The following is a 15,185-nucleotide window of genomic DNA, read 5'->3' on the forward strand; positions in this document are numbered from 1 at the left end:
GGGATGCGTGGCGTTTTGCCGCGATATCTGCACGACAAGGTTAACAGGCGCTGTTTCACTGCAAAAGCTATGCCAAAGTGGCTTAGCGTAAGTAAAAAAGACCCGCTGTCAGAAGACAGCGGGTTGCGGTGTTTTTAAGGAAGATGGGTTTTTAGCCGTGGCGCAGTTGTTCGGCTTCGGCCGCCATGCGCGCCAGAAACGCCTTGGCGTCCATCGGGCGGGCAATATAGTAGCCCTGACCTGTATCACAGCCCATTCGTGCCAGCAGCGACAGGACTTCCAGCGTTTCGATTCCTTCGGCGACCGCCTTCATGCCGAGCGCATGCGCCAGTTGGATGGTGGACTTCATCACGGCGCGATCGGCCTTGTTTTCGCAGATATCCTGCGTAAAGCGCCGGTCGATCTTCAGTTCCGTCGCGGGGATCTTGCGCAGATATTCCAGCGTTGACAGGCCCGTGCCATAGTCGTCGATCGACAGGCCGATCCCCATGTCGCGGAATTCGGCCATCAGCAGGCTGGGCGTCTCGTTCTGCGCAATGGCGTGCGTCTCGGTCACTTCGAGGATCAGGCACGACGGCGGCACCTGATGGCGGTCCAGCGCGGCCTTCACCATGTCCATTATGTCGCGCGAGGTGAGAAGACTGGGCGAAATATTCACCGAGATACGAAACTCCGGCTTGGTCAGCAGGACCGTCTTGGCGACTTTCAGCGCGTCATTGAGCACAAAATCCGTCAGGCGGTCGATACGCCCGTGGCGTTCGGCCATTTCGACAAATTCCAGCGGACTGACCGGGCCGCGTGTTTCGTGCGTCCAGCGCACCAGCGCTTCGGCGCCCAGCAATTCCTTGCTGTAGAGGTCCATCTTCGGCTGATAGGCTACCCAGATCTTTCCGGCGTCCAGCGCGTCGTCCAGTTCGCCCAGCAACGACAGGTTCCATTCCTTTTCGCTGATCTGCGACGGATCGTGCAGACGCCAGCGCGTGCCATCCTGTTCGGCCGAGTGGGCGGCGGCCAGGGCGCTGGTCAGGCGGTGCGAAACGGGCAGGTCGAATTCGCGATCCACGCCGAAGGAGATGTCGACGTCGAAGGAATTGCGCGCAAAGCGTATGGGGCTGCGGAAGATAACGTGCAGGGCGGTGAATTGCTCGATCAGCAAGTCATGGTCATACAGGTTCGACAGCCAGAAGAAGTTACCGTCGTCACCGTGATAGAGTTGAGCTCCACCGGCCCCCAGTTCGAGGCGCGCCACGATCTCCTTCACCAGCAGACGCTCGGCCTCTGGCGGCAACGCGCTGACCATTTCGGCGTAGCGGCGGATACGCGCGGCGACCAGTTGCCGGCCATCGAGACGATCTTCGTGACGGATGGCATTGGGCGTGTAAAGACCTGACACCGGGTTGATGGTCCCGCCCTTCTTCTCCTGCGCGCCGAAACGACGCCACAGGACATAAATGCCCGTCAGCAGCAGGAGGGTGATGCCGCCCATAATATCCATGAAGATATTGAAGCGTTCTAGAACGCCCGGCACGACCAGCAGGGTAACCACGGCCCCCAGCATCAAAAGACGCTTACCGCGCTTCATACGGGGGCTGAGCAGGCAGGCGGCGATAATGGCGGCAAACAGCCAACCCGGCAGCCAGCCCAGTTGCAGCGGACGCCCGTGCTTAAGGGTTTCCGCGCCTAAAACGACGACGGCGGCGGTCGGGGATTTATGACCCTGACCCAGAACGCGTAGCTGATCGCCCAGACTCGGGGCATTAAAGCCCACAACGACGTCTTTCCCACGGAAGCTGCTGGCGCGCGCCTTACCGCTCAGAACATCGGCGGCACTGGCATAAGGAATAGTGCTGCTGTCGAAGGCATAGTTGATCGGGAAGCGCTCCTGCGTACTGCCGTAAACGCCCGAAAGGACGGATTCGATGGAATCGAGGGCCTGATCTTCAACGTCGGTCTTGTACGGTATGCTGGAAAAGCCACCCCAAAAGGCCACGTAGCGCACCAGAGACACAGTCTGCGCTTCATCGCGGACGATATCCGGCGGCAGGATATAGGTCACGCGCTTGGGCCCCAGCCGATAATCGGCCTTGGCGCCGACAAAAACGCGGCCGGGATAACGCGCAAAGCTGTCGGCCAGCAGGCGATTACGGCTTTCACCCTGATCGGTCAATGGCGTCATAAAGAAAACGCGGCGCGCCCCATCGGCAAACAGGCGCTCGGTCAGGCCGGCCATGTGGGCGTGCTTCCACGGCCAGGGGCCGAGCGAAGACAGGGCTTCGTCATCGACACCGACGACGACCATTTCACCGCTGACCGGCATTTTCTGAAAGGAGTTGCGGGCCGCGCGCAGGAACAGCTCTAGCGGATGGCCAATCTCGATAAGGGTCAGCACAGCCGACACAACCAGCAGCACGATCAGGGCGACTGATTTGCGGATGCGATCCTTGAACGAAGTCGGGGTGTTGGGTGACGTCATGATGCAATACCTCGGCAACGCCACAATGACCTCAATGTGTTAGTATTTTGCAAACTGCGTGAAAATTTACACCCTTTTATATGTTGACCTTTGATTAACTATAATTCTAGCCTCTCGTTTGAGATAAAAGCGTTCTCTATACTTTCTGTTTTGACTGTAGAGAGGGCTTGCACTGCCCGTGGAATGGGCATGACGGAATAAAGGCCGCACCACTTAAATTGTAGTATTTTTGCTACAGGGATTTGTGTTCGCAGACAAAAAGCCGCAACGGCGACGGCTCAGGTCGGGTTGCGCGTATCAGGTAGGAGCGCAACCCGCACGGGTCGCCCGTTTTTGTGTAAATAAAAGACAAAGAAATTCCACAAATGAACATGCCCCCGCACTACACGCGCTATTGGCTGACCACCAGCGCCCTCGGTCTGATGATGAGCCTGCCAGCCTTCGCCCAGACGGCGCCTGCGACAACCCCAAACCCGCTCCCCGCTCAGGCGCAGCCAGCGCCGGCCAAACCGGCCGCCAAACCGGGAGAGGCCGCCCCCACCACGGGCACAGGCGACGCCGTTGAAACCGTGACCGTCACGGCCACACGTCCGACCTCCAAGATAGACCGCGACGTTTATGATCCAAAATCTGACCCGGACACACCCACGTCCAGCGCTGCTGACGCTTTGAACAAGGCACCAGGAGTGAGCGTCGACAATGATGGCAATGTGACCCTGCGTGGCAATTCCGGTGTGCAGGTTTTGATTGACGGCAAACCGTCTGCCATGGTGCAAGGCGATTTCCGGGCGGCCACTTTGCAATCCATGGCCGCTAGCGATATCGACTCAATTGAGGTTATGACCAATCCCTCAGCCCAATTCGGGGCCGAAGGCGGTGCGGGTATAATCAATATCGTTATGCGACGTGACCGTCGCCCCGGCAAGACTTTGCAGATCAATACGGCTGTTGGCAATGATGACCGGTATAATGCGGCTGTCTCAGGTGCCTACAATACGGGTAAGATCACGTTTCAGGGCGGCCTGACTGTGCGCCGAGATGGCCGTGACAGCGAGGGCTCATCTGTTCGTGAGCGGCTGAATGGAGCCAATTCGACCCGTGAAGACGGCATGAATTTCAGCCGCAATCGTGGCAATAATTATGGCCTTACCACCGGGGTGGAGTTCAATCTCAACGATAACGATACAGCCGGTATTCAGTTTCAGGTCGGCAAAAGCGATGATACCAGCGACCAGATGAGTACGACGCGCTCGACAGGGGCCTCAGTCTATAACTCGCGCATTACGGGGAATAATAAGAATGATCGCCAGACCTATTCCAGCCGCTTCAATTTCTCACACAAAGGCGATCAGGAGCGGGAAAATTTCAAGGCTGAGGTGCGTTTGTCTCAGGCTGACAGCAATCGCGTCCAGTTACGCGATGAGGATTTTGACAATGTCAGCGGCACGCCGCGTACGGATCGTCGCTTTCGCCAGTTCAACGATCAGTCAAGCCGCAATATCGACCTCAGCTGGGACTATAACCGCCCGTTTGCGGGTGGCGATCTGGCCGTTGGTATGGAGTTTGACATCAGTGAAACGACCTATGACAATCGTTACTTCAACATTGATCTGATGAGCAGTGCGGCTACGCTGGACGTGCGCCGCAGCAATATGTTCGAACACGATCAGGATGAATCAGAGGCCTACCTCACCTATCAACGCCCACTCGGCGACAAATGGATAGTGCTTGGTGGGGTGCGGATCGAAAATACGACGGTCACCATTAATCAACAGACCACTAGCATCTATCGTGAAAACCGCTACACCAAGGTTCACCCCAGCCTGACGGTGCAATATCTTTTGTCAGAAAAAGGTAAGCTGAAGTTCAGCTATTCCAACCGTATTCGTCGTCCAGGGGCGGGAGAACTCAACCCCTTCGTTATTTATAACGACGAACGCAGTGCGCGCTCGGGTAATCCCAACCTTTTGCCTGAAGAAACACATTCTTATGAACTGGGTTATGAATATACTGAGCGCAGTAAGGGGCTGAGCTTTCAGGCCAGACTTTTCCATCGCCAGTCTGAAGACATTTTCGTCGATCGCAGTTATTTCATTGATCAGGATGTGCTGTTGACGACGCGCGAAAACGGCGGCGAGGGCACGTCGACAGGCCTTGATCTCAACTACAATACCCGCATCGGCTCAAAGCTGGATATGAATCTTCAGGCCGTTTACAGCCGCAACGAGCAACCGCGCCGCTTCGGCAGCATAGGAGGCGCCGTTGATAGGGCAGATTCGCTGAACGGTCGTATCCGTGCTACCTATAAGGTAACTCCAAACGATACGCTGATCATGTTTGCCAACATACGAGGCAAAGAGCTAACAGGGCAGGGTTATCGCGAGCCTATGTTCATGACGACGCTCAGCTATCGTCATAAGTTCAATAACCGCTACTCAATGACCTTTAACATCACCGACCCGTTCGAGATCAATAAAACAGTTAGTATCACCGATACAGATACCATCAAGGCGCGCTCCGAAAGCCTGGGGGGAGGTCGTGTCTTTTATATCGGCCTTCAAATCACGCCTTTTGCGCGAACAGGCGGGCCGTCGTCAGATCAGGGCCCGGAGCGTCAGCGCATGCGCCAAGGCAACTGGGGTGGCCAGGGCGGCGGCAACTGGGGTGGCGGCGGGGGCGGAAACAACCCCGGTGGCGGTTTCTGATCCTTTTAAGGCGATGGTTTCGGTCATCGCCTTTTATCTGATCGGCTCCCCGGAATGCGGGAGGTGAAGCGGGTTGACCCCGTGCGGTTTTACCCCTTATGGTCGGGGTAAAGTATGGGGGAAGACGGGTTCTTATGCGCGCTACGGCCATCACGACCGAAGCCTCTGCGTCCGCAGCGGCCAGCGCGCCGCCACCTGTGGCGCAGCCTGCACCGGACAGCGTGACGGCGGCTGATGTCTCCTCCGCCGAAGCCCTGATCCGCAAGGTCAACGAAAATGGCCTGCTGCAAACGCGCTTCACCAACACCCCGCCGCCCAAGGAAGCCGATATCGGCTGGCTGAAAGCCTTTCTGGAGTGGCTGGGCAAGGTCAGCAAATTTTTTGGTGATTTGCTGGAGCCCATCGCGCCCATCTTGCCGTGGCTTCTGTATCTCCTGCTGTTTGCGCTGGTCATCCTGCTGCTGTCGCCGCTGGTGCGCGCCTTTATTGCGGGCAAGGTCGAGCGCCTGTTTCAACGTGACGGCCTGAAGGCCGATGCGCCGTGGCGACCGACTGCCGAAGCCGCCGCCGCCCTGATCGACGAAATCGACGCCCTGGCCGAAAAGGGCCAGTATGATGAGGCCGTGCATCTGCTGCTCAAGCGCTCGGTCGCCGATCTCAACGCCTATCGTCCCGATCTGGTGCGCAAACACTATTCCGCGCGCGACATTGGCAAACACCCGCTGCTGCCCGAAGACGCGCGCCCGGCCTATGCCGAAATCACCCGCTGGGCCGAAAAAAGCTTTTTTGCCGGTATTCCTGTCGGGCGCGAAGGCTTTGAAGCCTGCCGCAAGGCCTATGTCGATTTCGTTGCCTCAGAGCACCTGCCGAAGGGGGCGAAATGATGCGCGTGCCCTTCGTGAAAAAAGGCCTGCCGCCGGCCAGTCGTCTGTTGCCCGTGGTTGTCGGTGTGCTGATCGCCGGCCTGTTCCTGATGATCGGGCTGGTGCTGATCACACCGCATCTGGAACCCGCCGGGCGCGGGCAGGCGGCCAATGTCACCGGCTATTCGGCGCAGGGTTTCAAGGGCTTGCGCGACGTTCTTGAGGCATCGAATTACAAGACCACCCTGTCGCGGCAGGAGACAGGACCGCAAAAGGTCAGCGATCTGGTTATCGTCACGCTGGATGGCGATAGCGCGCTATTCAATGACGACCCGGAATATTACGAGCCTCAGCCGGTGCCGGAGGAACACAGAGCGTCTTCGACCTCCAGCGCCACCTCCTCATCCCAGACCAGCGCGCAAATGCAGGAAAAACTGAAGCAGGCTCAGGCCGAAGCCTCGGCGTCGCAGGCCGCGCAGGAAGCCTCTTCGACCTCGTTTCAGGCCGACATGGAGGCGAAAAAAGCCGATGATTACTGGCCGACGCCCAGCGCCGAAAAGGCCGAGCGGCTGCTGTATAAGCCGATTGGCAAGGTGGTGCTGGTCGTCGCCCCCAAATGGTCCGCCAGTCCCATGCCGTCGCACCCGCGCTGGGACATCAACCCGCATTTTCAGGCCCCCAATCGCGTCTTTTCGCAACTGACCCTGTTGTCGCCTGTCACCAAGCAGACCGTGCAGGAAGACGGTGAAACCCGCTATAAGATCACCTATCAACGGTTGAATTATGCCCTTGGGCGCGCGCCGCTGGGTCGCTACAAATCCTATGCCCTGACACCCGCCGCCGGTCAGACCACGCTGACCAAGGCCTATACCAGCGGGCGCATCCGCGGCCTGCAATCGCTTAACGGACCCAACCTGACGCCGCTATTGCTGGGGCCGGACGGCGAAGTCCTGCTGTCGCGCGTCAATCCGATGCCGGGCGAAAAGCCGTTCAAAAGCCCGGTTTATCTGCTTAGCGAGCCGGACCTGATGGACAATCAGATGCTGGCGGACCCGGAGCGGGTGGCGGGGGCTTTGTCCATCATTGAGGCCATTGCGCCGGGCGCCAAAAGCGTAGCGTTCGACGTGACCTTCAACAATCTGGCCAATGAACAAAACCTGATGCACCATGTGGCGCGCGCCCCCTTCATCGGTGTCCCTCTGTGCCTTCTGGTGCTGGCTCTGGCCATGCTGTGGTCAGCTTATTCGCGCTTTGGTCCGGCGCATGATCCGTCCACCGACACGCCGCACGGGCGCGGCGTCACCGTGCTGGCCGACAATGCCGCGCGCCTGATTGCCAAGGCTGGGCGCGAGCCGAAACTGGCCCCGGCCTATGCGCAACTGGTGCGCGATCAGGCGCTGAAAGCGCTGGGCCTTAGCCGCCATAGTGCGGGGCCGGATGAACTGGCCGAGCGCCTGAGCGAAAAACATAATACCCCGGAACGCTACAGCGCCCTCAGGGCCGAGGCGGACCGCCTTTCCAACCCCATGCAACTGCTGAGTTGGGCGCGCCGTCTGCACGCCTGGAAGCACCAGATAACGGAGCGCTAGATGCAGATTTCCGACGTTCACAGCCTTGCGGCGCGCCTTAAGGGCGAAATCGGCAAGGTCATCATCGGTCAGGCCGATACGGTCGAGCTGATGCTGACCGCCCTGTTTTCCGGGGGCCATGTGCTGCTCGAAGGGCCTCCGGGCACGGCCAAGACCCTGCTGGCGCGCGCCTTCTGCCGTTCGCTGTCCCTGCGTTTCGGCCGCATCCAGTTTACGCCGGATATGCTGCCGGCCGATATTCTGGGCTCCAACCTGTTCAATTTTCAGACCTCGACCTTCTCCCTGACCAAGGGGCCGATCTTCTGCGATCTGCTGCTGGCCGACGAAATCAACCGCACGCCGCCCAAGACGCAGGCCGCCCTGTTGGAGGCCATGCAGGAGCGCAAGGTGACGCTGGACGGGACGCGCTACGATCTGGGCGACCGTTTCATGGTCATCGCCACCCAGAACCCGATCGAGCAGCAGGGCACCTATCCGTTGCCGGAGGCGCAACTGGACCGCTTTCTGTTCAAGCACGTGCTGGGCTATCCGTCGGCCAGCGAAGAACGCCGCATCATCGACGAGGCGGGCAATTCCGCAGTGACGCTCGATCCGGACCAGGCGGGTATCGAGGCGGTGCTGGATGCCGCGACCTTGGCCGAGGCGATCCGCGTGGTGACCACGGTGCGGCTCAATGACGCCAATCTGGACTATATCGTCAGCCTGATCCGCGCCACGCGCGAAAGCCCGTCACTGGCGGTCGGGGCCTCGCCGCGCTCCGGTGCGCTGCTGGCGCGGGCCGCACGGGCGCGCGCCACGCTGGACGGACGCGACTATGTGCTGCCGGACGACATCAAGGCGCTGTACCTGCCGTCCATGCGCCATCGTGTGCTGTTGTCGCCCTCGGCCGAAATCGAGGGGCAGTCGGTGGACGGCGTCCTGCAAGGGCTTCTGGAGCGTATCGAGATCCCCAGATGATCCATCCTACCCCGCGCCTGATCCGGATACTGATCGCCTGCGTCCTTCTCGGGGCGGGGGTGGTCTTTGTGGCGCCTGCCGTCTGGTGGGTCATGCCGCTGATCATGCTGGGTTTGATGGCGCTGGCGGTGTTTGAGGGGGTTTTTGCGCCGCTGCCGTCGCACCTGACGCTGGATATCCCTCTGCCGCGCCGCATCGGGGTCGGGCGCGACTATGGCTTTGCCTACGCCGTGCGCTTTAAGGCGCGCACGCCCAAAAAAATCGAAATTCGCTGGGGCGTGTCGTCGCGCCTGCAAACGCCGCAGGCCGGTCTGACCCTGAGCCCCGACGCTGGCCTGTTCAAGGGACAACTGGCCCTGCGCGCCACGGCGCGCGGCAAGGCGGCGGTGGAAACCGCGCATCTGCGCTGGAGCGGCGCTTTGGGCCTCGGCTATGTGCAGAAAATCGTACCGTTGAAGGCCGAAATGGTGGTCACGCCGGATATTGAGGGCGTGCAGCAGGACGCCGCCGCCCTGTTTTCACGCGACTCTGTTTATGGGGTGCGCGTGCAGAACCAGTTGCACAACGGTTCCGAATACCACGCGCTGCGCGAATACGACTCGTCGCAGGACCATCGCCGCATCGACTGGCGCTCCTCGGCGCGCCACCTCAAACTGCTGTCGCGCGAGTTTCAGACCGAGCGCAACCACCATATCGTGCTGGCCTTCGACACCGGCCGTCTGATGGGTGAGCCGCTGTTGCGGGTCAAAAAGCTCGACCGCGCCCTCTATGCCGGCCTGCTGCTGGGCTACTGCGCGCTGAAAATCGGCGACAATGTGCGCTCTTTCGCTTTTGCGGCGAGGCCTTACCACAATGCGCCGCTGCTGGCCGGGACGCAGGCCTATGAGACGCTGAAGGCGCAGTTATCGGGCCTCGACGACCGGCCCGAAGAAACCAACCATACGCTGGCCCTGGCCGATCTGGGGTCGAAGATCGCGCGCCGTTCGCTGATCGTGCTGTTCACCGACTTTATCGACGAAATCAGTGCCGACCTGATGCTCGAAGCCTTGCAGCGCCTGTCGAAAAAGCACCTGATCGTCTTCGTCGCCTTTCGCGATGAGGTGCTGGAGGGGCTGGCCGCGTCCGAGCCGCAGGCGGCAGATGACGTCACGCGCGCCATCTTCGCCCGCCGCCTGTTGCAGCAGCGCGAAACCGTTCACGCGACGTTGCGCCGCTATGGTATCGAAGTGCTGGAGCCCACCACGGAGGCCATGGCGGTGCAACTGGTGCTCAAATATCTGGAAATGAAACGGGAGGACCGGTTGTGAGCGAAGCCGCCAACGAAAAGCCCCCTCTGCAACTCAAGAGCCAGAAGTTCCGCGAAGCGCGCGAAAAGGACTGGAAGGCGCTGGCCAAACAGATCGACCGCGCCGAAAACGGGGGCTTGCGCAAATTCACCACTGAGGAATTGCTGGACCTGCCGGTACTTTATCGTTCCACTGTGTCATCCCTGTCGATGGCGCAGTCGATCTCGCTGGATCGCAACCTGATCACCTTCCTGCAGGCCCTGTGTGCGCGCGCCTATGTCTATATGTACGGTCCGCACGCCCGACCCGGGGTGATTGTACGTGACTTCTTCCTGCGCGACTTGCCGCGCTCGGTGCGCGCCCTGTGGGGGGAGCTGTCCCTGTCCACCCTGTGTCTGGTGCTGGGGATTGTCGGGGGCATATTGATGTGCATGGCCGACCCCAGTTGGTACGATCCGCTGGTCGGGGGCATGTCGCAGGGCCGCGATCTGAACGCCAGCGTTGACGACCTGCGCAAGACCATTGGCGGCAGCGAAAGCGGTGAACCGCTCGCGGCCTTTTCGGTCTTCCTGATGAGTCACAACACGCAGGTGACGTTATCGGCCTTTGCTTTGGGGGTGATCGGCGGCCTGCCGACGGCCTTTCTGATGATTGTCTTTGGCATGTCGGTCGGGGCGATGGTGTGGCTGTTTGCCTCACGCGGTTTGGGACCGGATTTCATTGCCTGGCTGTCGATTCACGGCACGACCGAGCTGACGGCGGCTGTCATCGGCGCGGCGGCGGGTTTTCATCTGGCGCGGCGCATCATGTTCCCCGGCCACCTGACGCGCAAGGCGGCGCTGGCCGAAGCCGGGCGGCTGGCCGGGACGGCCATGCTGGGGGCGATGCTGATGCTGGTCATCGCCGGCTTTATCGAAGGCGTGGCGCGTCAGACGGTGACCGAGATGTGGGCGCGCTTTACGTTTGGCGGGGTTATGCTGGTCTTTTGGCTGGCCTATTTCATCGCGGTCGGTCGTCTGCGCAAACCGCGCCCGCCAAAGGTCAGTCATGAGGTCCGTCATGGCCAGACCTGACCTGATGAAGGGCGGGGCCGTCGCCCTGCCGTTCACTGATGGACCCGTCACGCCGGTGACGACGCCCGAAGGCGTGGTGCTGTCGTTCCGCACGGCCTCCTTCGCCTCGCGTCTGGCGGCGCTGCTGATCGACTTTCTGATCATCATTCTGGCACCCGTCGTGCTGGTGATCCTGTACATCCTGCTGCCGTTCGAACATCTGAAGTTCGATAATGTGAAGATGGATCATCCCTTCATTCAGGCGCTGTTTATCCTGTTTGTGCTGATCGGCTTCTTCCTGCGCTCGGGCTATTTCATGCTGTTTGAGCTGGGGCCGCGCGCCGCTACACCAGGCAAGCGGGTGATGAAGATTCGCGTCATTTCGCACGATGGCGGTCATCTGACCCCCTCAGCGGTGATTACGCGCAATGCCCTGCGTGAGGTGGAGCTGTATTTGCCTCTAACATTGGCGCTTCAGGCCAGCGTCAATGGCGGCTGGGTGTCGCTGGTGGCCCTGATCTGGACCCTGACTCTCGCCCTGTTGCCTCTGTTCAATACGTCGCGGGCGCGGCTGGGAGATTTTCTAGGCGGGACGCGCGTCGTGCATGTACCGCGTGAGCGCCTGAGCTTCGATCTGGCTGAACAGGTTCCGGTCACGTCGCCCGGCCTAAGCTTTACGCCGGAACAGATCAGCGTTTATGGCGAAAAGGAACTGGGCGTGCTGGAAGAGGTCCTGCGCGAAAAGCGTGCGACCACCCTGCGTGCCGTCGCCGATCGCATCAAGACGCGCATCGGCTGGGTCGAACCCAAGATCGCCAGCGATATCCCTCCGGACGAGGCGTTCCTGCGGGCCTATTATGCCGCCCTGCGGGCGCAGCTTGAGGGGCGGATGCTTCTGGGGCGTCGCCGCAAGGACAAGTTCGACGAATAAAAACCGTCAGCTAAAGACATCCGCCGCGCTGTCGGTCGGCTGGCCTTCCTTGGCTTGACGCAGGCACACATAGGCGGCAACGCCGAACACCAGCGAAAAGGCATCGCTCAGCGTGTTGATCAGGGTGGACACGGCGATAATCAGCGGTTGCGGCAGGCCCTGACCGACAAATAGCATCGGGGCATCGGCAATTGCCGCAATAGCAAACTCCATAAGCCCTACGCAGATAAACACCGCCAGCAAAGACCAGCGGTGGCCGCGGGTCAGGTCAAAACTGCGGGATATGGCGGCCAGGATGTCGATTTTGCCTTCGGCGATATAGGCCGTACAGGCGACCGACAAGCCAAGGCCTATGATAATCCCCGGAACGATCAGCAGAATAAACCCTGCCAAAATCATCAGGCCGCAAAGGATGAAGAGGATTAGAAGCGGAATTATATTCAGCAGGCTGCGACTCAGGGCTGCGCCAAGCCGGAATTCACTGCGTGCAATACCGGTCACGGCGATTTCCGTAATGACTGAATAGTTGATCAGGTATAAAGTCACACACGCCATCGTATATGCGGCGGTGAGCCAGCCGTGCGTTAATAGAGACTCGTAAAGTCTGCCTTCTGCATTTCCCGTCGTGTTGTAGAGGAAGATGGCGCCCAGCACCGACGGCAGGCCCATGATAAAAAAGGCCGTGCCGAAAATCAGCACAAAGTGCCGGCCCAACAGGTCGAAGCCGCGATTGAAAATAGCTGAGAACATAATGTTTTCTCCCCCAGCGAGGAGATTAGACCGTCAAAATGACCCTGACAAGGGGAGGGATCAGCCCCAGGTTTCCCTGACCCCTTTGCGGCGCGCCACGGCGTGGGATACCGCATTACTACGCGGCGGAATCTGGGCGGCGGGCTTACCGAACAGCCAGCCCTGTCCGTGGGTGATGCCTAGGTCTTTGGCCAGACGAACCATGTCTTCTGACTCGATCATTTCACCGATACATTTGCACTTCAGTTCCTGACACAGGATGCCGAGGGAGTGGATAAGGGCGCGTTGACGCGGTTGGGTGAGGGCGGTCTTGAGGAACGGTCCGTCTATCTTGATATAGTCCACATCGAAGCGGCGCAGATAATTGTAGGCGGCAGCCCCTGAGCCAAAATCATCCAGACAGATTTTATATCCGCGCCGGCGCAGATCGGCGAGGAAGCGCGCAGCGTCCTCCACATCCTCGATCATGTGCGACTCGGTCAGTTCGAACATCAGCCGGTTTTTGAGCGCAGGCTCGGCCGTGAGCCGGGCACTTAGGCGGTCGCGGAACTGCGCGTTTTGCACCGAAAGGCCCGAAAGGTTCATAGCGATGGACTCGCCGGGATACTGATGCAGGGCGCTGATCGCCTTGTCGCAGACGGCCAGATCGAACTCGACCGCCAGCCCCACCTGCTCGGAAAAGCGCACCGTGTCGTAGGAATCCAGCCCGCCGTTGAAACGCAACAGCGCTTCGTAGTGATGAACCTCACGCGACGCTATGTCCACAACCGGCTGATAATGCAGGGTGAACTGACCGGCAGCGAGGACGGCCTTGACGCGGGCATACTGATCGACGGCGGCGTTGATAGCGGCGTTCAGGCTGTTTTGCAGATCACGCGCTTCAAGCGCGGCGGTCTTGGTAAACTTGTCCACGACGTAGGACAGGGCCTTGGCGACGCTGTCTTCGCTGAGGTTTGTGGTATCCATAGACAGGGTCACAATGCTGGAAGACACGCGGTCTTCCTTGACCCCGGCATTACTCAGCACTTGCTGAATATCCCCCATCAGTTGCGCTTCGCTGATGGCGTTCGTGCCCTGATCGGCCATCAGGCCGAATTCATCGTCGCCCAGACGGGCGGCTGCGCCGGTCGGCCCTGAGGAGGCGCGCAGCAGGGCACCGATTTCACCCATCAACTGTTCAGAGCGCGACTGTGGCATCTTGTCCATGGCGTCGCTCAGGCCATTCAGCCGGATCAGTTGCATTTCCTGCAACATGGCCGCGCCCGAACCGGCATCACCGGGTTTAATGGACCGCGAGGCCATATGCTGGAATTCGCACAGGTCGAGCAGGCCCGAAATATCATCACGTTCAGGCAAGGCCTTGACCAGCGGCTCAGACAGCACGGTGACGGTCACGAAGGTCCGCTGCCGATCGGGCAGATAACAGGCCCCCAGATTGACATGGATCGGTTTGCGGCCATCGGGTTTCAGGCGGACGGTGGCCGGGTCGATACGCCCGATTTCACGCGCCCGTGCCAGCAGGCGGGCGACCAGATAGCGATCTGCGGAGGGAAACAGCGCTTCGATGGCCTGCCCTTTGACGCTCTGGGCGTCTTCGGCCAGAAGGGCGTTGGTGGCCCCGATGGTGCGGGCGATTTTTCCGCCTTCATCGACTTCAACCAGCAGATCGGCAGCCGCGAGGGAAAAGGCAATGTAGCGGTCGCGCTGGTTTTTGTAGTCGTCGCGTTCGGGCATGCAGCCAAAAGTCCTTGTGCGGGTGCATACCCACCATGATTTCTCCGCCACCTAAACAGAAAATGCTTAATAAAGCCTCTGCGCAGCGATGTGTAAACGTTGACAGGACAGACTTGTCTGTCAAAATCAGGGCCACTCATAGGGAGGGCCGGACATGGCTGGAACCAAAACGGGCGTCAGGGATCGCATTGTGCAGACGGCCTTGCCGTTATTTGCCACGCAGGGGTTTCGCGCGACGGGTATTGATCGCATCATTGCGGACTCGGCGGTCGCCAAGGCCAGCTTCTATCGCCACTTCCCGTCCAAGGACGATCTGATCCTCGCCTGCCTTGAACGCTGGCATATTTCGCATTTTGCCGCGCTCAAGATCGCCGTCGAAGCGGGTGAGGTCAAATCGCGACCCCTGTCCCTGTTCGATGCCCTGCCCCAGGTCTCAGAAGCGACAATGCGGGGGGACCTGCTGATTACGGCTACGGTCGAATTCGGCTCTGCCAAACCGGCGATTGCTGATGTGGTGGCCGCCGCCCGCCATCAGTTGCGCGAATGGTTTGAAACCCTGCTGGGGGAGGCGGGCTATGCCGACATGGCCGATAGCCTGTCGCACGAATGGCTTTTGCTCTATGAAGGCGCCATGATCGGGGCCTTACGTGAAACGCCGCAACAGGCGGCGCGCTGCGCCCGCGCCAATGCCGAACGCAGCCTTCAGCAGATTCAGCTCAAGCGTCTCCTCAGCAAGACCTTACCGGGCACCTGAACCCGTCAGGCGCGTCAGACGTCTCGGTGTTAACACAATCGAAAAGCCTTCCATGGCATGGCTTTGTAGAAGGTGTGCAAAATGCACTGAG

The 15,185-nt window shown here is 59.9% G+C and carries 11 protein-coding genes; 8 read left to right on the forward strand and 3 right to left on the reverse strand.

The window, feature by feature from the left end:
* Positions 1-151 precede the first annotated feature (151 nt).
* Positions 152-2,473 carry an EAL domain-containing protein gene (locus tag EM6_RS11925; protein WP_126423302.1) on the reverse strand — a complete coding sequence of 774 codons (2,322 nt, stop codon included), beginning with the start codon at positions 2,471-2,473 and terminating at the stop codon, positions 152-154.
* Positions 2,474-2,838: 365 nt separating this feature from the next.
* On the opposite strand from EM6_RS11925, the gene EM6_RS11930 reads away from it, so the two are divergent.
* The 7 genes from EM6_RS11930 to EM6_RS11960 all read left to right on the forward strand — a co-directional run bounded on the left by EM6_RS11930 (position 2,839) and on the right by EM6_RS11960 (position 11,856).
* Positions 2,839-5,178 (forward strand): TonB-dependent receptor, encoded by a 2,340-nt coding sequence (locus tag EM6_RS11930; protein WP_126423304.1) that lies wholly within the window; start codon positions 2,839-2,841, stop codon positions 5,176-5,178.
* Between the two features lie 134 nt (positions 5,179-5,312).
* On the forward strand, positions 5,313-6,062 hold the full coding sequence (locus EM6_RS11935; protein WP_126423306.1) for a hypothetical protein: 750 nt from the start codon (positions 5,313-5,315) through the stop codon (positions 6,060-6,062).
* On the forward strand, positions 6,059-7,630 hold the full coding sequence (locus EM6_RS11940; protein ID WP_126423308.1) for a hypothetical protein: 1,572 nt from the start codon (positions 6,059-6,061) through the stop codon (positions 7,628-7,630). The genes EM6_RS11935 and EM6_RS11940 overlap by 4 nt, the downstream gene beginning before the upstream one ends.
* A complete protein-coding gene (locus EM6_RS11945) occupies positions 7,631-8,587 on the forward strand; it encodes an AAA family ATPase (RefSeq protein ID WP_126423310.1) in 957 nt (318 codons plus the stop codon).
* Complete coding sequence (locus EM6_RS11950; protein WP_126423312.1) at positions 8,584-9,894, forward strand: DUF58 domain-containing protein; 1,311 nt, start codon at positions 8,584-8,586, stop codon at positions 9,892-9,894. The genes EM6_RS11945 and EM6_RS11950 overlap by 4 nt, the downstream gene beginning before the upstream one ends.
* On the forward strand, positions 9,891-10,946 hold the full coding sequence (locus tag EM6_RS11955; protein WP_126423314.1) for a stage II sporulation protein M: 1,056 nt from the start codon (positions 9,891-9,893) through the stop codon (positions 10,944-10,946). Before EM6_RS11950 ends, EM6_RS11955 begins: the two co-directional genes overlap by 4 nt.
* Positions 10,933-11,856 (forward strand): RDD family protein, encoded by a 924-nt coding sequence (locus EM6_RS11960; protein ID WP_232037162.1) that lies wholly within the window; start codon positions 10,933-10,935, stop codon positions 11,854-11,856. Before EM6_RS11955 ends, EM6_RS11960 begins: the two co-directional genes overlap by 14 nt.
* A 6-nt stretch (positions 11,857-11,862) precedes the next feature.
* Here EM6_RS11960 and EM6_RS11965 read toward each other — a convergent pair whose 3' ends face one another.
* Positions 11,863-12,606: a hypothetical protein gene (locus EM6_RS11965; protein ID WP_126423318.1), complete on the reverse strand. Its 744-nt coding sequence runs from the start codon at positions 12,604-12,606 to the stop codon at positions 11,863-11,865.
* Between the two features lie 60 nt (positions 12,607-12,666).
* The gene (locus tag EM6_RS11970; RefSeq protein WP_126423321.1) at positions 12,667-14,340 is read right to left on the reverse strand and encodes an EAL domain-containing protein; all 1,674 of its coding nucleotides are present in this window, start codon (positions 14,338-14,340) and stop codon (positions 12,667-12,669) included.
* A 154-nt stretch (positions 14,341-14,494) separates the two neighbouring features.
* Here EM6_RS11970 and EM6_RS11975 point away from each other — a divergent pair, with 154 nt between their 5' ends.
* Positions 14,495-15,094 (forward strand): TetR/AcrR family transcriptional regulator, encoded by a 600-nt coding sequence (locus tag EM6_RS11975; RefSeq protein WP_126423323.1) that lies wholly within the window; start codon positions 14,495-14,497, stop codon positions 15,092-15,094.
* Positions 15,095-15,185 lie beyond the last annotated feature (91 nt).

Source organism: Asticcacaulis excentricus, assembly GCF_003966695.1.
GTDB classification, from domain to species: Bacteria; Pseudomonadota; Alphaproteobacteria; order Caulobacterales; family Caulobacteraceae; genus Asticcacaulis; species Asticcacaulis excentricus_A.

Coding starts and splice junctions, on each gene's coding strand:
- EM6_RS11960 (WP_232037162.1), top strand. CDS start 10,933: ATGGCCAGACCTGACCTGATGAAGGGCGGGGCCGTCGCCCTGCCGTTC.
- EM6_RS11925 (WP_126423302.1), bottom strand. CDS start 2,473: ATGACGTCACCCAACACCCCGACTTCGTTCAAGGATCGCATCCGCAAA.
- EM6_RS11930 (WP_126423304.1), top strand. CDS start 2,839: ATGAACATGCCCCCGCACTACACGCGCTATTGGCTGACCACCAGCGCC.
- EM6_RS11970 (WP_126423321.1), bottom strand. CDS start 14,340: ATGCCCGAACGCGACGACTACAAAAACCAGCGCGACCGCTACATTGCC.
- EM6_RS11975 (WP_126423323.1), top strand. CDS start 14,495: ATGGCTGGAACCAAAACGGGCGTCAGGGATCGCATTGTGCAGACGGCC.
- EM6_RS11940 (WP_126423308.1), top strand. CDS start 6,059: ATGATGCGCGTGCCCTTCGTGAAAAAAGGCCTGCCGCCGGCCAGTCGT.
- EM6_RS11945 (WP_126423310.1), top strand. CDS start 7,631: ATGCAGATTTCCGACGTTCACAGCCTTGCGGCGCGCCTTAAGGGCGAA.
- EM6_RS11950 (WP_126423312.1), top strand. CDS start 8,584: ATGATCCATCCTACCCCGCGCCTGATCCGGATACTGATCGCCTGCGTC.
- EM6_RS11965 (WP_126423318.1), bottom strand. CDS start 12,606: ATGTTCTCAGCTATTTTCAATCGCGGCTTCGACCTGTTGGGCCGGCAC.
- EM6_RS11935 (WP_126423306.1), top strand. CDS start 5,313: ATGCGCGCTACGGCCATCACGACCGAAGCCTCTGCGTCCGCAGCGGCC.